Raw genomic sequence first — 14,877 nt, 5'->3', positions numbered from 1 at the left:
GCCAGCCCCCGCTGCAACGAGAGCGGGCCATCGGGCGTTGTCTCAGGGCAGAAGCGCGCAACCGCGACGACCAGGATCTATGATGCCGTCACGCTTCCACACACCTCGCCAGGCGCTCGCCGAAACCTGGGCGGTGCTGACCTCGGACCAGATCTCCCTCGTCTCGGCCGGCTGCGCCTTCTATGCGCTGTTCGCGCTGTTCCCGGCGCTGTCGCTGACCATTTCCTTCTACGGGCTGTGGTTCGACATCTACACCATCGAACCGCAGCTCCAGCTGCTCCAGCGCGTGCTGCCCGAGGATGTGATGGAGCTGATCGCGGAGCGGGTGCGGCAATTGGTCACGGCGCCCCGCGGGCAGCTCGGCTTCTCGGCCGCTATCAGCCTGGGCATCGCGCTCTGGAGTTCCTCCGCCGGGGTGCGCGCGCTGCTGGGCGCCCTGCCGCTGGCCCGCGCCGACACCGAGCAGCGCGGCTTCGTCGCCTTCTACCTGACCGCGCTGATGCTGACGCTGGGCGCCATCCTGGCCGTCGTGGTGGGCCTGGGCGTGCTGGTGGCACTGCCGACCGTGCTGGGCATCCTGGGCGTGCCGGAGGAGGAGGCCTGGTTCCCGCGCCTGGTGTCGCAGGGGTTCCTCTTCATCTCGGTGCTGCTGTCCATCTCGACGCTCTACCGCTTCGGCCCACCCAAGCCGCCGCCCAACTGGCACCTCTTCTCGCCGGGCGCGGTGCTGGCCACGCTGCTCTGGACCGGCGCCTCGGTGCTGTTCTCCTTCTACCTGGGCCGCTTCGTCAGCTATGACGCGGTCTACGGGACGCTGGGCGCCGTGGTCGTGCTGCTGACCTGGTTCTACCTGGGCGTCTATTTCATCCTGATCGGGGCCGCGCTGAACGCCGCGCGCTATCGCGCCCGCAACCTCGGCAAGGGTGACATCGAGCAGACGAAACCCGCCCCGGAGGAGAAGACCGGTTCCATTCCGCGCGTGGAGGTGAGCTGATCCTTACCTGCTGAGCCTGGGCGCCCGCCCGGGGCTATGCGCCTTTCCCCTCCGCCCCCGGCGTCAGGCGCCCATCGCCGCGCCAGGGCGGATCGATGGTGATCGCACCGCCCGCGACGCGCGAGACGCAGGCGCAGATCCGCCGGTTTTCCAGGTGCTGGCGCTCCGAAAAGAACACGTCGCAGTGGTCCACGCGCCCCTCCACCGCCAGCACGTCGAGCGCGCAAAGCCCGCACTCGCCGCGCCGGCAATCGGACAGCACGCCGACCCCCGCGGCCTCCAGTGCTTCCAGCATGCTGGCCCCGGCGGGCACGATCACCTCGCGCCCGACGCGGGGGATGCGGACGAGGAAATCACTGGCCGCGGCCTGGCCGGAGGAGCCGAAGGTCTCGAACACCAGCCTCGCCGCCGGCCTCCCCGCAGCGGCCCAGGCGCGGCGGGCGGCCGTCAGCAGGCCGATGGGGCCGCAGACATAGGCCTCCGCATCCGGGGCGAGGCCCGCGAAGATCGCGTCCAGGTCCGGCCGGCCGTCCTCATCCTCCGCCCGCACCGTCAACGCGGGGCCGAGCAGCGCCGCGAGTTCATCGAGATAGGCCATGGAAGCGTGCGACCGCCCGGCATAGACCATGCGGACGCGCGCACCGCGTCGGGCCAGCGCCTCGGCCATGCCGACCAGCGGGGTGACGCCGATGCCGCCCGCGAGCAACAGCACCTCTGCCGCGCCCGCCGCCAGCTCGAAATGGCTGCGCGGGTGTGAGATGGGAAGGCGCGCGCCAGGCTCCAGCGCCCACATCGCGCGCGAGCCGCCACGGCCCTCCGCCGCGAGCTGTACCGCGATCCGCCAGGCGCCGTCCCGGGGCCCCGCGCCGACCAGCGAGTAGTGACGCAGCGCCGGCCGCCCGCCGATGTCGAGGCGCACGCAAAGATGCGCGCCCGTGGGATAGGCCGTGGCCCCGTCATCCGGCACCAGCGTGAACTCACGGATCGAGGGGGCGAGCAGGCGCGTGCCGCGCAAGGTCGCCGTGGTCCAGCGGTCGTCGCGCTCCATGGCGGTCAGGCCCAGCCGCGCCGGCGGATCAGCACGCCGCCCCGCACCAGGCGCAGCGAATCCTGGTCATGCAGCACGAGTTCGAGGTTGCGGCGGGCGAGGCGGGCATGTTCGCGCATCAGCGCCTCCGCGCGCGCGGCCTCGCGGTGCTCGATGGCCTCCACCACGGCGCGGTGATGCTCCTGCGCCACCACCAGCACGCGCTGGGAGGCGGGCAGGACCGCCTGGGCCAGCACGAAGCCCGAGGGCGAGGCGAAGGGCAGCGCCACCACGCGGCCGATCTGTCGTGCCACGACCGCGCTGCCCGCCGCCTCCACCAGCAATTCATGGAAATGCGCGTTGAGCGCCACATAGTCGGTGAAGCCGTCCTCGCTGATGGGGGGCGTGGTGGCCTCGTCCATCCGCACCAGCAGGCGCCGCATCTCGGCGAGCGTGCCGCCGGGGGCACCGCGCTCGGCGGCCAGGCGCGCGGCATGGCCTTCCAGCGTGCCGCGCAGCTCGATCGCGTCATGGATCTCCTCCTCGGCGAAGGAGTTCACGGCGAAGCCACCGGAGGGGATGGCTTTCACCAGCCCTTCCTCGGCGAGACGCACGAGGGCGGCCCGCACCGGGGTGCGCGAGGCGCCGAGACGCTCGGCGACGGAGGGTTCGGACAGGCGCTCGCCAGGCTGCAACTCGCCGCTGAGGATCAGGTCGCGGAGACGGAGCTGGGCGGAAAGGGTCTGGGACATGTCACTCCGCCGCCATGCTGTGGGGCGCGTGTTCCGCGGCCACCATGCGGTCGATGATGCGACGCGCCCACATGGAGCCGGCATCAATGTTCAGGTTGTAGAAGACGTGGCCCGGGTTCTCCTCGATGGCGCGCTGCTGCGCTTCAACGATGGCCTCGTCCTGCGCGAAGATGCGTGCCACGCCCTGCTTGATCTGGGTGGTGACCAGCTGTTCGTGCAGGCGGTAGTCGCGCGCATTGGCCCAGAAGTAATGGCAGGTGCCGTCGGTCGCGGGGGTGATGGTGTTGATCACCACCATGCTGACGCCCTGCCCGCGGTCGCCCTGCGGCGCACCGGTGCCGGTGGCGGCGACGCCCACGTCAATGGCGACCGTGCAGGGGGCCTCGAAGCGGATGATCTGCCAGCGGTCCACCCGCCCGGGCCGCCCGAATTGCTGGCGCCAGAAGGGCGGTGGTTCGATGTCGATCATCCAGCGCGTCACGGTCGCGGTGCGCTCGCCATGCGTCACCTCGAAAGGGGCCTCGGCCACATGGTCGTCGCCGATGCTGTCGGCGTGGATGAAGGTCTCGTGCGTCAGGTCCATCAAATTGTCCACCAGCAGGCGATAGTCGCAGCGGGCGTGGATCAGCCCACCATCGCCCGCCCAGGCGGGATCGTCATTCCAGTGCAGGTCGGGCACCAGCGCGGGGTCGGCCAGGGCGGGATCGCCAGGCCAGACCCAGATGAAGCGATGCCGCTCGACCACCGGGAAGCTTCGCACGCGCGCAGCGGGGTTGATGGTCTCCTGGGACGGCATGTGGGTGCAGCGGCCGCGCGCGTCGAAGCGCAGGCCATGATAGGCGCATTGCACCTCATCCCCGCGCAGGCGCCCCATGGAGAGAGGCAGCAGCCGATGCCAGCAGGCGTCGAGCAGCGCCACGGCGCCGCCCTCCGTGGTCCGGTAGAGCACCAGCTTGCGGCCGCAGATGGTGCGCGGGAGCAACTCCCGCCCGACCTCATGATCCCAGGCGGCGGCATACCAGGCGTTCAGCGGAAAAGCGGGTGGAGCGTCCATCACTGACATCCATCATGTGATGCAACCTGTATACAGCCTGAGTCACTGCTGAGCAAGCCGCTACGCATAACCATGCGTGTTCAACAGAAAATCCAAGTTTTGTGTTGATTGGTGCATCGACCGGGAAACGTGACCTGTGCAGATGTAGACTGTCCAAGAAAGTGAGGCCAAGCGTGCATACAAGCACCCTGTCCACATCTCCCGCGCGCGGGCGCGGGCCGTGGCGCCCCCATGGCGTGAAGGCCAGGCAGCCTTGACCGCCGCGTCAACCACAGCCCCCCACGTCGGCGCCGGGCCTGTGGCCGCGATCTCCCGCCGGGCCGGGTTGGCGCTGCTCGGATTTCCCGCCCTGCCCTTCTCCTCGGCCAAGGCCCAGACCGATGCCTTTCCCAGCCGCCCGATGCGCTTCTTCGTGCCGGTCTCGGCCGGCGGTTCGGCCGATGCGCAGGCGCGCCTGGTGGCCCAGCGGCTGTCGGAGCGTTGGGGCCAGGGGGTGGTCGTGGAAAACCGCCCCGGCGCCAACGGCATCGTCGCCGCCCAGGCCTTCCTGCAGGCACCAGCTGATGGCCATACGGTCTACGCGACCCCTTCGGGCCCCATCGCCATCAACCCGCACCTCTACCGGCGCCTGCCCTATGATCCCTTCCGGGACTTCGCCTTCGCTTCGCTGATCAGCGTCATTCCGCTGGTGCTGGTGGCGCATCCCTCGCTGCCGGCCAACACCCTGCAGGAGTTCCTGGCCCTGTCGCGGGGGCAGGGCGATGCGCTGGCGCATGCCTCGGCCGGCATTGGCACGCCCTCCCACCTCACCATCGCGATGACGCGCGCAATGGGACAGGGCGGCAACCCGACCCATGTGCCCTTCGGTGGCTCGGCCCCCGCCCTGACCTCGCTGGTCTCAGGGCACACCATGGCGATGTGGGATGCCGCCGTCTCCGCGGCGCCCTTCGTGCGCGACAACCGGCTGAAGGCCATCGCGGTCGCCCACCCCACGCGCCTCGCGCTGCTGCCCGACGTGCCGACCACGGCCGAGCAGGGCGTGCCGGAACTGCTTTCCGCCACCTGGATGAGCCTGTGCACCCATGCGGCCACGCCGCCCGACCGCGTGCGGCGCCTCTCGGCCGAGGTGGACCGCATCCTGAACCTGCCGGATGTGCGTGAACTGTTGGCCAGCCAGGGCGCCATCGTGCGTGGCGGCACGCCCGAGGATTTCGCCGCCTTCGCCCGCGCGGAGAGCGAGAAATGGGGCCGGCTCGTGCGCGAGACCGGCGCCTCCATGGACTGACGCCACCCAACCCGAGACAGGCAGAGGAAGCCGTTCATGATCCCGCTCAACGTCAACGCGCGTGCGGTAACAGTCGAAGCGGCGCCTGACACGCCACTGCTCTGGGTGCTGCGCGAGCATCTGGGCCTGACCGGCACCAAATATGGCTGCGGGGTCGCGGCCTGCGGCGCCTGCACGGTGCACCTGGACGGCGAGGCCGTGCGGGCCTGCTCGGTCCCGGTGGGTGAGGTCGCGGGTCGGCCGGTCACCACCATCGAAGGCCTGCCCGGCGGCGCCGAGAACCCGCTGGTGCGCGCCTGGGTCGCGGTGCAGACGCCGCAATGCGGCTACTGCCAGACCGGGCAGATCATGCAGGCCGCCACACTCCTGGCGCGCAGCCCGCGGCCCAGCCGCGAGGAAATCCTGGAGCACATGCAAGGCAATCTCTGCCGCTGCGCGACCTACAACCAGGTGGTGGACGCCATCCAGCACGCGGCGCGGGAGGCGTGAGATGAGCACCGGCACCACCCTCACCCGCCGCGGCGTGCTGGCCGGCGGCCTGGCCTTCACCTTCACCTTCACGGCCGGCGAGGGCGCGGCGGCGCAGCCCGGCACGGGGCCGCTCAACGCCTATGTGGCCATCGCGCCCGACGGGACCATCACCATCCAGGCCCCGGTGCCCGAGATGGGCCAGGGCACCAACACCGCCCTGCCGCTGATCGTCGCGGAGGAACTCGACGCCGACTGGGAGAAGGTCCGCATCGAGACGGCGCCGGTGCGCGCGGCCTATGACAGCCCCATCTTCCGCAGCCAGTTCGTGGTGGCGAGCCTGTCGGTCCGTGGATACTGGATGCCGCTGCGCATGGCGGGCGCGCAGGCGCGGCGCGTGCTGCTGGACGCGGTGGCGGCGCGCTGGGGCGTGCCGGTGGAGCAGCTCTCGACCGAGCCCAGCACCGTGGTCCATGCCGCCTCCGGCCGCCGCATGAGCTATGGCGAGGTGGCCGGTTTCGCGCGCGCCCCTGCCACCCTGCCCGAGATCACGCCCGCCGCGCTGAAGCCCGTCTCCGCCTTTCGCCTGATCGGGCGCGATGTGGCGCGCTTCGACGTGCCGGCCAAGGCGCGGGGGCAAACCCTCTTCGCCATGGATGTGCGCCTGCCTGGGATGCTGCACGCGACCGTGGCGCGCTCGCCAGGGCTCGGCGCGCGACCCGTCTCGCACAATGGGGCGGCGCTGCTGGGTCGGCCTGGCATCACCCATGTGCTGCCGCTTGACCAGGGTGTCGCCATCGTGGGCGAGCGGGTGGAGGCGGTGCTGGCCGCGCGGCGGGAGCTCTCCGTGCAATGGTCGCCCGGCGAGGGTGCGGCGCATGATTCCGAGGCGGCGCTGACCTCCTACCTCGAGGACGTGCGCGACGCCACGAAGCCCGGCGTTCAGGTCCTTCGCACCAGCGAGCCGGAGCAGGCCCTGGCTGGTGCGGCGCGCGTCCACAGCGCGGAATTCACCTCCGACTATGTCTATCACGGCCAGATGGAGCCGCTGACCTGCGTGGCCTCGGTGACGGAGGGCGGCGTCGAGATCTGGGCCGGCACCCAATGGCCAAGCCTGGTGCGTGACGAGGCGGCGCGCATCCTCGGCATCCCGGCGGAGCGGGTGACGGTCCATATGCTCACCATGGGCGGCGGCTTCGGCCGGCGCGCGGCCATCGACTATGCGGTCGAGGCGGTGCATGTCGCGCGCGCCGTGGGCCGCCCCGTGAAGGTGATGGCGATGCGCGAGGACGACATGGCCAATGCCCATGTCCGGCCCATGACGGCGCACCGCATCGAGGTGGGGCTGGATGCGGCGGGGCGGATCACCGCCTGGCGCCACCGCCTGGCCTCGGACCTCGTGGTGCCCCAGCTCTATGGCCGCGCGCGGCTGGAGGCGCAGCGCGGCGTGGACCACATCGTCACCTACCACGCCAATGTCGCGCATTACGACGTGCCGGCGACGGTGACGCAGCACCTCTACCGGGAACACGGGGTGCGGACGGCGCCCTGGCGCGGCATCGGCGCGGGGCCGAACGCCTTCGCGGTCGAGGCGGTGGTGGACGACTTGGCGCGGCAGGCGGGCACCGACCCGCTGGCCTATCGCCTCGCGCTGCTGCGCGACGCGCGGGCGCGCGCGGTGGTCGAGGCGGCGGGCGCCATGGCGGAATGGAGCCGCCCGCGTGCCGGCACGCATCTGGGCATTGGTTTTTCCAAGCTCGGCCTGCCGCAGCTGGGCGAGGCGCTGGCCGCCACGGTGGCCGAGGTGGCGGTGGATCGCGCGGCCGGCACGCTGCGGGTGCTGCGCCTGTGGTGCGCCGCGGATGTGGGCCTCGCGGTCCAGCCGCGCAACGCCATGCGGCAGATCGAATCCTCGCTGCTCTGGGGCGTGTCCAGCGCCCTGACGGAACGGCTCACCTTCCGCGACGGCGCCGTGCAGCAGAGCAATTTCACCGACTACGAAATGCTGCGCGCGCCCGACACGCCCGAGGTGCAGGTTCGCTTCGTGGGCGGGGGCGAGGTGCCGCTTCCGGTGGCGGAGCTTGGCCTGGGCACCGTGGCGCCGGCCATCTCCAACGCGGTGATGGCCGCGACGGGAAGGCGCCTCGCGGCCATTCCCTTCACACAGGAGCGGGTTCGCGCCGCCCTGGCCGGCTGAACCATCCCCTTCAGAGCATCGTGGAATCGAGCATGACCGCACTTCGCCCCTTCCGCGCCGACCATGTCGGCAGCCTCCTGCGCACCGGCACGCTCAAGGCCGCGCGCGAGGCGACCCTCGCCGGCCGGATGTCGCTGGCCGAGTTGCAGGAGGTCGAGGACCAGGAGATCGCGGCCCTCGTCACGAAGCAGGAGGCCATCGGCCTGCACAGCGTCACCGATGGCGAGTTTCGCCGCGCCTATTGGCATTTCGACTTCCTGGAGCGCCTGCCCGGCGTCTCCTCCGAGGCGGGCGACAGCGGCATGAACTTCAAGGGCGGCGTGGGCGTGCCGAAGACGCTGCGGATCAATGACCGCGTGGGCTATGCGGCGCATCCCATGGTGGGGCATTTCCGCTACCTCGCCAGGCGCGCGCGGCAGACGCCCAAGATGACCATCCCCGGCCCCTCCATGCTGCACTACCGGGGCGGGCGGAAGATGATGGCGCCGGGGCTCTACCCGGACATGGATGAGTTCTACGCCGATGTGGGCCGCGCCTATGCCGGCGCGGTGGCGGACATGTATGCGGCGGGTTGCCGCTACCTCCAGCTCGACGACATCTCCTTCGCCTATCTCTGCGATCCGGCGCAGCGCGAGATGCTGCGCGAGCGCGGCGACGACCCGGAACGCCAGCCAGAAATCTATGCCGGCATGGTGGCCACCGCGCTCGCCGAAAAGCCCGCGGACCTGCTCATCACCATGCATCTCTGCCGGGGCAATTTCCGCTCCACCTTCATCGCCTCGGGCGGCTACGAGCCGGTGGCGGAGGTGCTGTTCAACGCCATGCCGGTGGATGGCTACTTCATGGAATGGGACAGCGACCGCGCCGGCGGCTTCGAGCCGCTGCGATTCCTGCCCAAGGGCAAGACGGTGGTGCTGGGCCTCGTCACCTCCAAGACCGGCACGCTGGAAAGCAAGGACGACATCAAGCGCCGCATCGAGGAGGCCGCGAAATTCGCGCCGCTCGACCAGCTCTGCCTCAGCCCGCAATGCGGCTTCGCCTCGACGCAGGAGGGCAACACCCTGGCGGAGGAGGAGCAGTGGCGGAAGCTCGAGATGATCGTCGAGGTGGCCCGGGAGGTCTGGGGCACCGCGGCCTGAACACACCACAAGCAACAAGGAAGGGAGACGGGAGATGACAAGGATAGGACGGCGGGGCGCACTGGTGCTTGGAACCACGGCGCTGGCCATGATGGCGCCAGGCGCGCGGGCGCAGACCGTGCCGCGCAACGTGCGGATGCTGGTGGGCTTCGCCGCTGGCGGCCCCACCGACCTGGTGGCCCGCCTCTATGCCGAACGGCTGCGCCCCAACTACGCCCCGGCCGCGCTGGTGGAGAACCGGCCCGGCGCCACGGGCCGCCTCGCCCTGGAGGCCGTCCGCACCGCCGAGCCCGATGGGGCCACCATGCTCATGTCGCCGGCCAGCGTGATGACGTTGCAGCCGCACATCTTCCCGCGTGAGGCGCGGCACGATGCGCTGACCAATTTCGTGCCGGTCTGCACTCTCTGCGAATTCGCCTTCGCCATCGCGGTGCCGGCCAGCCATCCGGCGCAGAGCTTCGCCGAACTCACCACCTGGCTGCGCGCCCAGACGGGGCCCGATGTCGCCTTCGGCTCACCCGGCGCGGGTTCGGGCGGGCATTTCGTGGGGGACATGGTGGGCCGCGCGCTGGGCGTCACCATGAGCCACGTGCCCTATCGCGGCGCCGCGCCGGCGGTGACGGACGCCGTTGCGGGCAACATCCCCATCGTGGTCACAGTGCTGTCGGACGTCATGCCGCACCATGGCCGAGGGCTGCGCATCCTGGCCATCTCTGGCCCCGAGCGCGTGTCGCGCCTGCCCGATGTGCCGACCATCGCGGAAAGCGGCTTCCGGGACCTGATCGTCACCGACTGGATGGGCCTGTTCCTGCCCGCCCGCACGCCCAACGCCATCGCGCTGTCGCTCTACAACACCATCGCGGCGGCGGCGGCGACCCCGGAGGTCCGAAGCGCGCTGGACCGGCTGGAATTCCTGCCCATCATCACGCGTCCCGATGACTTCGCGGCGCGCATCGGGCGTGAGCGGGAGAACTGGGTCCGCATCGTGCGCGACAGCGGCTTCAGGCCGGAGACCTGACGCCGCACCGTGACGGCCCGCCTTCCCTCAGGCGAAGGCGGCCAGCACCTCCTCCGGAATGGGCGCGGAGCGGATGCGCCCCCCTTCGGCCTCGCGCACCGTCCAGACGCGTGTCTCGAAGCCTTCGACGCCCAGCGCCCCATCGGCCTTCAGCAGCCGGTGCGTCACGTCGAAGGAGGAACGGCGGAAGGCGGTGATGCGGCTTTCGATCACCACCTCGTCGCCATAGACCGCGGGCACGTGGAACTTCGCCCGCGTGTCCACCATGGGAATGCCCAGGATGCCGAAGCGCGCCGTCCAGGCGATCTTGGGCATGCCCAGCGCGGCCTGGAACAGCGCCGCCGTCGAGGCATCGAACATGGCGAAGTAGCGCGGGTAGAAGACGATGCCGGCGGGGTCGCAATCGCCCCACTCGATGGTCAGCGCGCGCCGATGGACCAGGCGCGGTTCAGCCATGTCCATCGGGGTTCTCCAGCAGCAGCGCGATGCCCTGACCGCCACCGATGCAGGCCGAGGCCACGCCATAGCGCGCGCCGCGCCGCCGCAATTCCCGCGCCACGGTCACGCAGAGGCGCACGCCCGTCGCGGCGAGCGGATGGCCGATGGCGATGGCGCCGCCATTCACGTTCAGCCGCGCCCCATCCAGGTCGAGTTCGCGCGCGCAGGCCATGACCTGGGCGCCGAAGGCCTCGTTGATCTCCACCAGCGCGATGGCGTCGAGCGTAAGGCCCGTGCGCTCCAGCAGCGCGCGGATGGCGGGCACGGGGCCGATGCCCATGATCTCGGGCGGGCAGCCGACCGCGGTCGCCGCCATCAGCCGCGCGAGCGGCGCGCGGTCCTTGACCTCGGCCCCAGAGGCGATGACGGCCGCCGCCGCCCCATCCACCACGGCCGAGGAATTGCCGCCCGTCTGCAACCCGCCGAAAGCCGGGCGGATCTTCGCCAATTGCTCCACCGGCGAGGGGCGCGGATGAGTGTCCGCTGCCACGCTCTCCACCTTGCGCGGCAGATGGATGCCGCGGTCCTTCACTCCCGCGCGGGTGAAGACCTCGTTCACGACGGGCACGATTTCGTCATCGAAGAAACCCGCCGCGCGCGCGGCCAGGGCACGGTCGAAGCTGCGGGCGGCATAGGCATCCACCTCCGCACGGGTGAAGCCATGGCGCCGGGCCAGTTCCTCCGCCGTGCCGCCCATGGTCAGGCCGCAGGCCGGGTCCAGCAGGGCCTCCCACAGGAAATCCTTGAATTCGATCGGCGCGCCCAGGCCGAAGCCGCCGCGATGGGTGAAGGCGGCGATGGGGTTGCGGCTCATGCTCTCGGCGCCGGCGGCGAGGGCGAAGCGCACGCCATGCCGTTCCACCGCCGTGGCCGCCTGGGTGATGGCCTCGATGCCCGTGCCGCAGACCCGCTGCACCAACAGCGCCGGCACCTCGACCGGCACGCCGGCATAGAGGCCGATGTGCCGCGGCAGCATGTAGGCGTCGAAGCTGGCCTGCGCGACCGAGCCCGCGACGACGAAGCCGATCTCCGACCCGTCCAGCCCCGCCCTGGCCAGCGCCGCGCGCGCCGCCTTGATGCCGAGGTCAATGGGCGAGACGAGGCCCAATGGCCCGCCGAGATCGGCGAAGGGGGTGCGGGCGCCGGCGAGCAGCCAGGCGTCCTCCCAGCTCGTGTGCAGGGCGGTCATGCGGGGTCTCCAACGATGAGGACATGGGCGGGTGGTGTCTCGGCATAGAGCTCCGCCACCAGCGCGGCGCGGCGCGCCAGCACGGCGCGCTGGTTGACCGAGGCCTTGTCGGTGATCTCGCCGGCCTCGATCGAAAGGGGCTCCATCAGTAGCGTGGCGCGGGCGATGCGCTGGCTGCTGGCATTCGCCTCCACCGCAAGCGCGCGCAGGCGTTCGGCCAGGATGGCGCGCAGGGCGGGGTGGGTCGCGGGGTGCTGGCCCTCGGGCACGAGGGACAGGATGGCCTCGGGCGCGGGCAGCAGGATGGCCGTCAGCATGTCGCGGTCGGGGGCCGCGATCACCGCATCCTTCACGAAAGGCGCCAGCGCGGCCACCAGGCGCTGGCGCAGCGGGCCGACACTGACCCAGGTGCCGGTGGAGAGCTTGAAATCCTCGCTGATGCGGCCGTCGAAGCGGAAGCCCTTGTGCAGGTCGTCAGCGTCGAGCGGCACCAGCGCATCGCCGAAGCGGTACCAGCCCTCCTCGTCGAAGGCCCCCGCCGTTGCCGTGGGGTTGCGCCAGTAGCCAGGCGTGATGGAGGGGCCGCGCACCCGTGCCTCCATCTTGTCGCCGACGGGAGCAAGCTTGAGTTCCACCCCCGGCACGGGCAGGCCGACCGCGCCGGATTCCGAGAATTCCTCCCGCACGCAGATGGCGAAAGGTGCCGTCTCCGTCGCCCCAAGCCCGGTGATCATGGGGATGCGTTCGCCGCGCGTGGCGAGCGCCAGCGTGTCCAGCTCATCCCAGATGTGCTGCGGCAGGCCGGCCGAGGAGTAGAACATCATCCGCAGGCGGGAGAAGAAGGTCTCGCGCAGCGTCGCATCCTCCTTCAGCGCCTGCACCAGCTCGCTGAAGCCAAGCGGCACGTTGAAGTGGATGTGCGTTGCGATCTCGCGCAGGTTGCGTAGCGATTCGGCGTAGCGCCCGGGCGTCGGCCGCCCGTCATCCATGTAGAGCGCGCCGCCATTGTAGAGGACGAGGCCCAGATTGTGGTTGCCGCCAAAGGTGTGGTGCCAGGGCAGCCAGTCCAGCAGCACGGGCGGTTCCTCGGCGAGGAAGGGGAAGGCCTCCCGCAGCATCTGCTGGTTGGAGCAGATCATGCGCTGGGTGTTGATCACACCCTTGGGCATGCCGGTGGAGCCGGAGGTGAACAGGATTTTCGCGGGCGCATCCGGGTCCATCGCCTCGGCGGCCGCCTCCACCGCGGGGCCGGGCGTGGTCGCGAGCAGCTCGGCGAAGAGCGTGGCGGGCCGACCCTCGGGCGGGTGGCGCGAGACGATGAGGCTCGCTTCGGCCGGGCAGGCGGCGGCGATGGCGTCCGCGAAGCGCCGCCCATCCTCGGCGAAGACGATGGCCGGGCCGATCAGCTCCAGGCAATGGCGCAGCTTGGCGAAATCCTTGGCCAGCAGCGCGTAGGAGGGCGAGATGGGGGCGACCAGCACACCCACATGCAGCGCCGCCAGCGTCAGCACCGCCTGGTCGAGGCAGTTCGCCGAAAGGATGGCGACGGGCCGCTCCACCGAGGCTCCGCGGTCGAGCAGCGCCTGCCCCACCGCCCGCACGGCATGGAGCATCTGCCCATAGCTGATGCGTCGCCAGGCCCCGCCCGCCGCCGGGTCGCGCCGGGCGATCAGCGTGCGATCGGGATCTCTTGCGGCCCAGTGCTCCAGGTTTCCGGTCAGGCGGCGCGGATAGGCGCCGAGGGCGCGACGGGGCGTCACCATGAGGGCGCCATCCGCGCGCCGTTCGATCGCAACCGGCCCTGGCCCCAGCCGTGGCCGCTGCGGCGCGGTGAATGGGTCCCCTGCCCCCTGAACGTCGGACATCGCTTCCCTCCGGCGGCCTGACGGCGCCCGTGTGTTATGTTCTATAATTATATCCCATAACACCATTGCCAAGGGGAGAGTGGCGCTGCATATCGGTGTCATGTCACGAACGCCGAGCCAGGACCCGAGCGCGCCCTCCGCCGCCGTCGAGGAAGATGACGCACCGATCGCGAGGGGTGCCACGAAGGGGCCCCTCGATGACCGGCTGGGCTTCTGGCTGCGCCTCGCGCAGATGACGGCCTTCGACATGTTCAACCAGGCCATGTCGCCGCTGAGCCTGACACCGGGCCGGCTCGGCGCCCTGCTGCTGATCGAGGCGGGTACGGCGCGGCGGCAGACCGACCTGGCGGAAGCGTTGAGGGTGAAGCCGCCCAACATGGCGGTGCTGCTGGGTGGGCTTGAGCAGGAGGGCCTCATCCGTCGCGTGGAGGATGCGCGCAACAGGCGCGCCAACATCCTGCGGCTGACGCCAGCGGGGCGGGCCCTGTTGCGGAAGGCGCGCGAGCGCGAGGCCGCCATGGAGACGGAGCTCGCCTCCGGCCTGGACGCCACGGAACGCGCCGCGCTGATCACGGCGCTGCGCCGGATTGCGGAGAGACGATGACGCAGGAGCTTGTCAGCCTCGAAATGGCGGGGAGCGTGGCGCTGCTCGGGCTGAACCGGCCCGCCAAGCGCAACGCCATCAGCGACGCGCTGCTGGAGGCGCTCGAGGTGCGTCTGGTCGAGGCGCAGCGCGCCGCGCGGGCCATCATCCTGCACGGGCATGGCCCCTGCTTCTGCGCCGGGCTCGACTTGTCGGAACATCGCGCCCGCACGGCGGAAGAAGTGTTCCACCACTCGCGCGGCTGGCACCGCGTCTTTCGCGCGCTGCGCGAAGGCCCCATCCCCGCCATCGCCGCCGTGCACGGGGCCTGCGTGGGGGGCGGGCTGGAACTCGCCGCCGCCTGCCATATCCGTGTGGCCGACGCCACCGCCGTCTTTGCCCTGCCCGAGGGCACGCGCGGCATCTTCGTGGGCGGCGGTGCCACGGTGCATGTCGCGCGCCTCATCGGCACGGCGCGGATGACGGACATGATGCTGACCGGCCGCACGCTGGACGCCGCGGCGGCCGAACGCGCGGGCCTCGTCACCTATCTGGAGCCAGCGGGCGAGGCGCTCACGCGCGCGTGCGAGGTGGCGGCGCGGGTGGCCCAGGCGGCGCCACTGACCGTGGCCGGCGTGCTGCACGCCCTGCCCCGCATCCAGGACATGTCGGAATCCGACGGCCTCTTCGTGGAGAGCCTCATGGCGGCGCTGGCGCAGACCGCGCCCGAGGCCGAACGACGGCTGGCCGCCTTCCTGGAGAAGCGGGCCCCCAAGGCCATCCAAACCCTGCCTTCCGGAGACTGAGC

General features: G+C 71.0%; 14 protein-coding genes. 8 read left to right on the top strand and 6 right to left on the bottom strand.

Annotated features, from left to right (window positions below; all coding sequences use genetic code 11):
• Positions 1 to 82 precede the first annotated feature (82 nt).
• Positions 83 to 994, top strand: a complete 912-nt coding sequence (locus GGQ83_RS16170) for a YihY/virulence factor BrkB family protein (RefSeq protein ID WP_184385876.1) — start codon at positions 83 to 85, stop codon at positions 992 to 994.
• Between the two features lie 34 nt (positions 995 to 1,028).
• Here the strand turns inward: GGQ83_RS16170 and GGQ83_RS16165 are convergent, their stop codons facing one another.
• Genes GGQ83_RS16165 through GGQ83_RS16155 form a run of 3 tightly spaced genes read right to left on the bottom strand, consistent with a single transcriptional unit; the run spans position 1,029 to position 3,827 of the window.
• Positions 1,029 to 2,042 carry a PDR/VanB family oxidoreductase gene (locus GGQ83_RS16165; RefSeq protein WP_184385874.1) on the bottom strand — a complete coding sequence of 338 codons (1,014 nt, stop codon included), beginning with the start codon at positions 2,040 to 2,042 and terminating at the stop codon, positions 1,029 to 1,031.
• A gap of 5 nt (positions 2,043 to 2,047) precedes the next feature.
• Positions 2,048 to 2,773: a GntR family transcriptional regulator gene (locus GGQ83_RS16160; RefSeq protein ID WP_184385872.1), complete on the bottom strand. Its 726-nt coding sequence runs from the start codon at positions 2,771 to 2,773 to the stop codon at positions 2,048 to 2,050.
• A 1-nt stretch (position 2,774) separates the two neighbouring features.
• Positions 2,775 to 3,827 carry an aromatic ring-hydroxylating dioxygenase subunit alpha gene (locus GGQ83_RS16155; protein ID WP_184385870.1) on the bottom strand — a complete coding sequence of 351 codons (1,053 nt, stop codon included), beginning with the start codon at positions 3,825 to 3,827 and terminating at the stop codon, positions 2,775 to 2,777.
• Between the two features lie 298 nt (positions 3,828 to 4,125).
• On the opposite strand from GGQ83_RS16155, the gene GGQ83_RS16150 reads away from it, so the two are divergent.
• The 5 genes from GGQ83_RS16150 (at position 4,126) to GGQ83_RS16130 (ending at position 9,934) form a co-directional block, all read left to right on the top strand.
• The gene (locus tag GGQ83_RS16150; RefSeq protein ID WP_184385868.1) at positions 4,126 to 5,112 is read left to right on the top strand and encodes a Bug family tripartite tricarboxylate transporter substrate binding protein; all 987 of its coding nucleotides are present in this window, start codon (positions 4,126 to 4,128) and stop codon (positions 5,110 to 5,112) included.
• Between the two features lie 36 nt (positions 5,113 to 5,148).
• Positions 5,149 to 5,601 carry a (2Fe-2S)-binding protein gene (locus tag GGQ83_RS16145; protein WP_184385866.1) on the top strand — a complete coding sequence of 151 codons (453 nt, stop codon included), beginning with the start codon at positions 5,149 to 5,151 and terminating at the stop codon, positions 5,599 to 5,601.
• A 1-nt stretch (position 5,602) separates the two neighbouring features.
• On the top strand, positions 5,603 to 7,777 hold the full coding sequence (locus GGQ83_RS16140; protein ID WP_184385864.1) for a xanthine dehydrogenase family protein molybdopterin-binding subunit: 2,175 nt from the start codon (positions 5,603 to 5,605) through the stop codon (positions 7,775 to 7,777).
• Between the two features lie 32 nt (positions 7,778 to 7,809).
• Complete coding sequence (locus tag GGQ83_RS16135) at positions 7,810 to 8,916, top strand: 5-methyltetrahydropteroyltriglutamate--homocysteine S-methyltransferase (protein ID WP_184385862.1); 1,107 nt, start codon at positions 7,810 to 7,812, stop codon at positions 8,914 to 8,916.
• Positions 8,917 to 8,980: 64 nt separating this feature from the next.
• Entirely contained in the window at positions 8,981 to 9,934 is a 954-nt protein-coding gene (locus GGQ83_RS16130; RefSeq protein WP_184385860.1) for a Bug family tripartite tricarboxylate transporter substrate binding protein, read from the top strand.
• A 27-nt stretch (positions 9,935 to 9,961) separates the two neighbouring features.
• Here GGQ83_RS16130 and GGQ83_RS16125 read toward each other — a convergent pair whose 3' ends face one another.
• The 3 genes from GGQ83_RS16125 to GGQ83_RS16115 are packed head-to-tail and all read right to left on the bottom strand — an operon-like array spanning position 9,962 to position 13,384.
• Positions 9,962 to 10,390, bottom strand: coding sequence for an acyl-CoA thioesterase (locus GGQ83_RS16125; protein WP_184385858.1), 429 nt, complete (start codon positions 10,388 to 10,390; stop codon positions 9,962 to 9,964).
• Positions 10,383 to 11,621, bottom strand: a complete 1,239-nt coding sequence (locus GGQ83_RS16120) for a thiolase family protein (RefSeq protein ID WP_184385856.1) — start codon at positions 11,619 to 11,621, stop codon at positions 10,383 to 10,385. The genes GGQ83_RS16125 and GGQ83_RS16120 overlap by 8 nt, the downstream gene beginning before the upstream one ends.
• The gene (locus tag GGQ83_RS16115; protein WP_184385854.1) at positions 11,618 to 13,384 is read right to left on the bottom strand and encodes a feruloyl-CoA synthase; all 1,767 of its coding nucleotides are present in this window, start codon (positions 13,382 to 13,384) and stop codon (positions 11,618 to 11,620) included. Before GGQ83_RS16115 ends, GGQ83_RS16120 begins: the two co-directional genes overlap by 4 nt.
• A 202-nt stretch (positions 13,385 to 13,586) precedes the next feature.
• Here GGQ83_RS16115 and GGQ83_RS16110 point away from each other — a divergent pair, with 202 nt between their 5' ends.
• Entirely contained in the window at positions 13,587 to 14,090 is a 504-nt protein-coding gene (locus GGQ83_RS16110; protein WP_184385852.1) for a MarR family winged helix-turn-helix transcriptional regulator, read from the top strand.
• Positions 14,087 to 14,875, top strand: coding sequence for a crotonase/enoyl-CoA hydratase family protein (locus GGQ83_RS16105; protein ID WP_184385850.1), 789 nt, complete (start codon positions 14,087 to 14,089; stop codon positions 14,873 to 14,875). Before GGQ83_RS16110 ends, GGQ83_RS16105 begins: the two co-directional genes overlap by 4 nt.
• Positions 14,876 to 14,877 lie beyond the last annotated feature (2 nt).

The organism is Roseococcus suduntuyensis, assembly GCF_014196305.1.
GTDB lineage: Bacteria > Pseudomonadota > Alphaproteobacteria > Acetobacterales > Acetobacteraceae > Roseococcus > Roseococcus suduntuyensis.
This window is presented reverse-complemented; position numbering and strand designations above follow the sequence as displayed.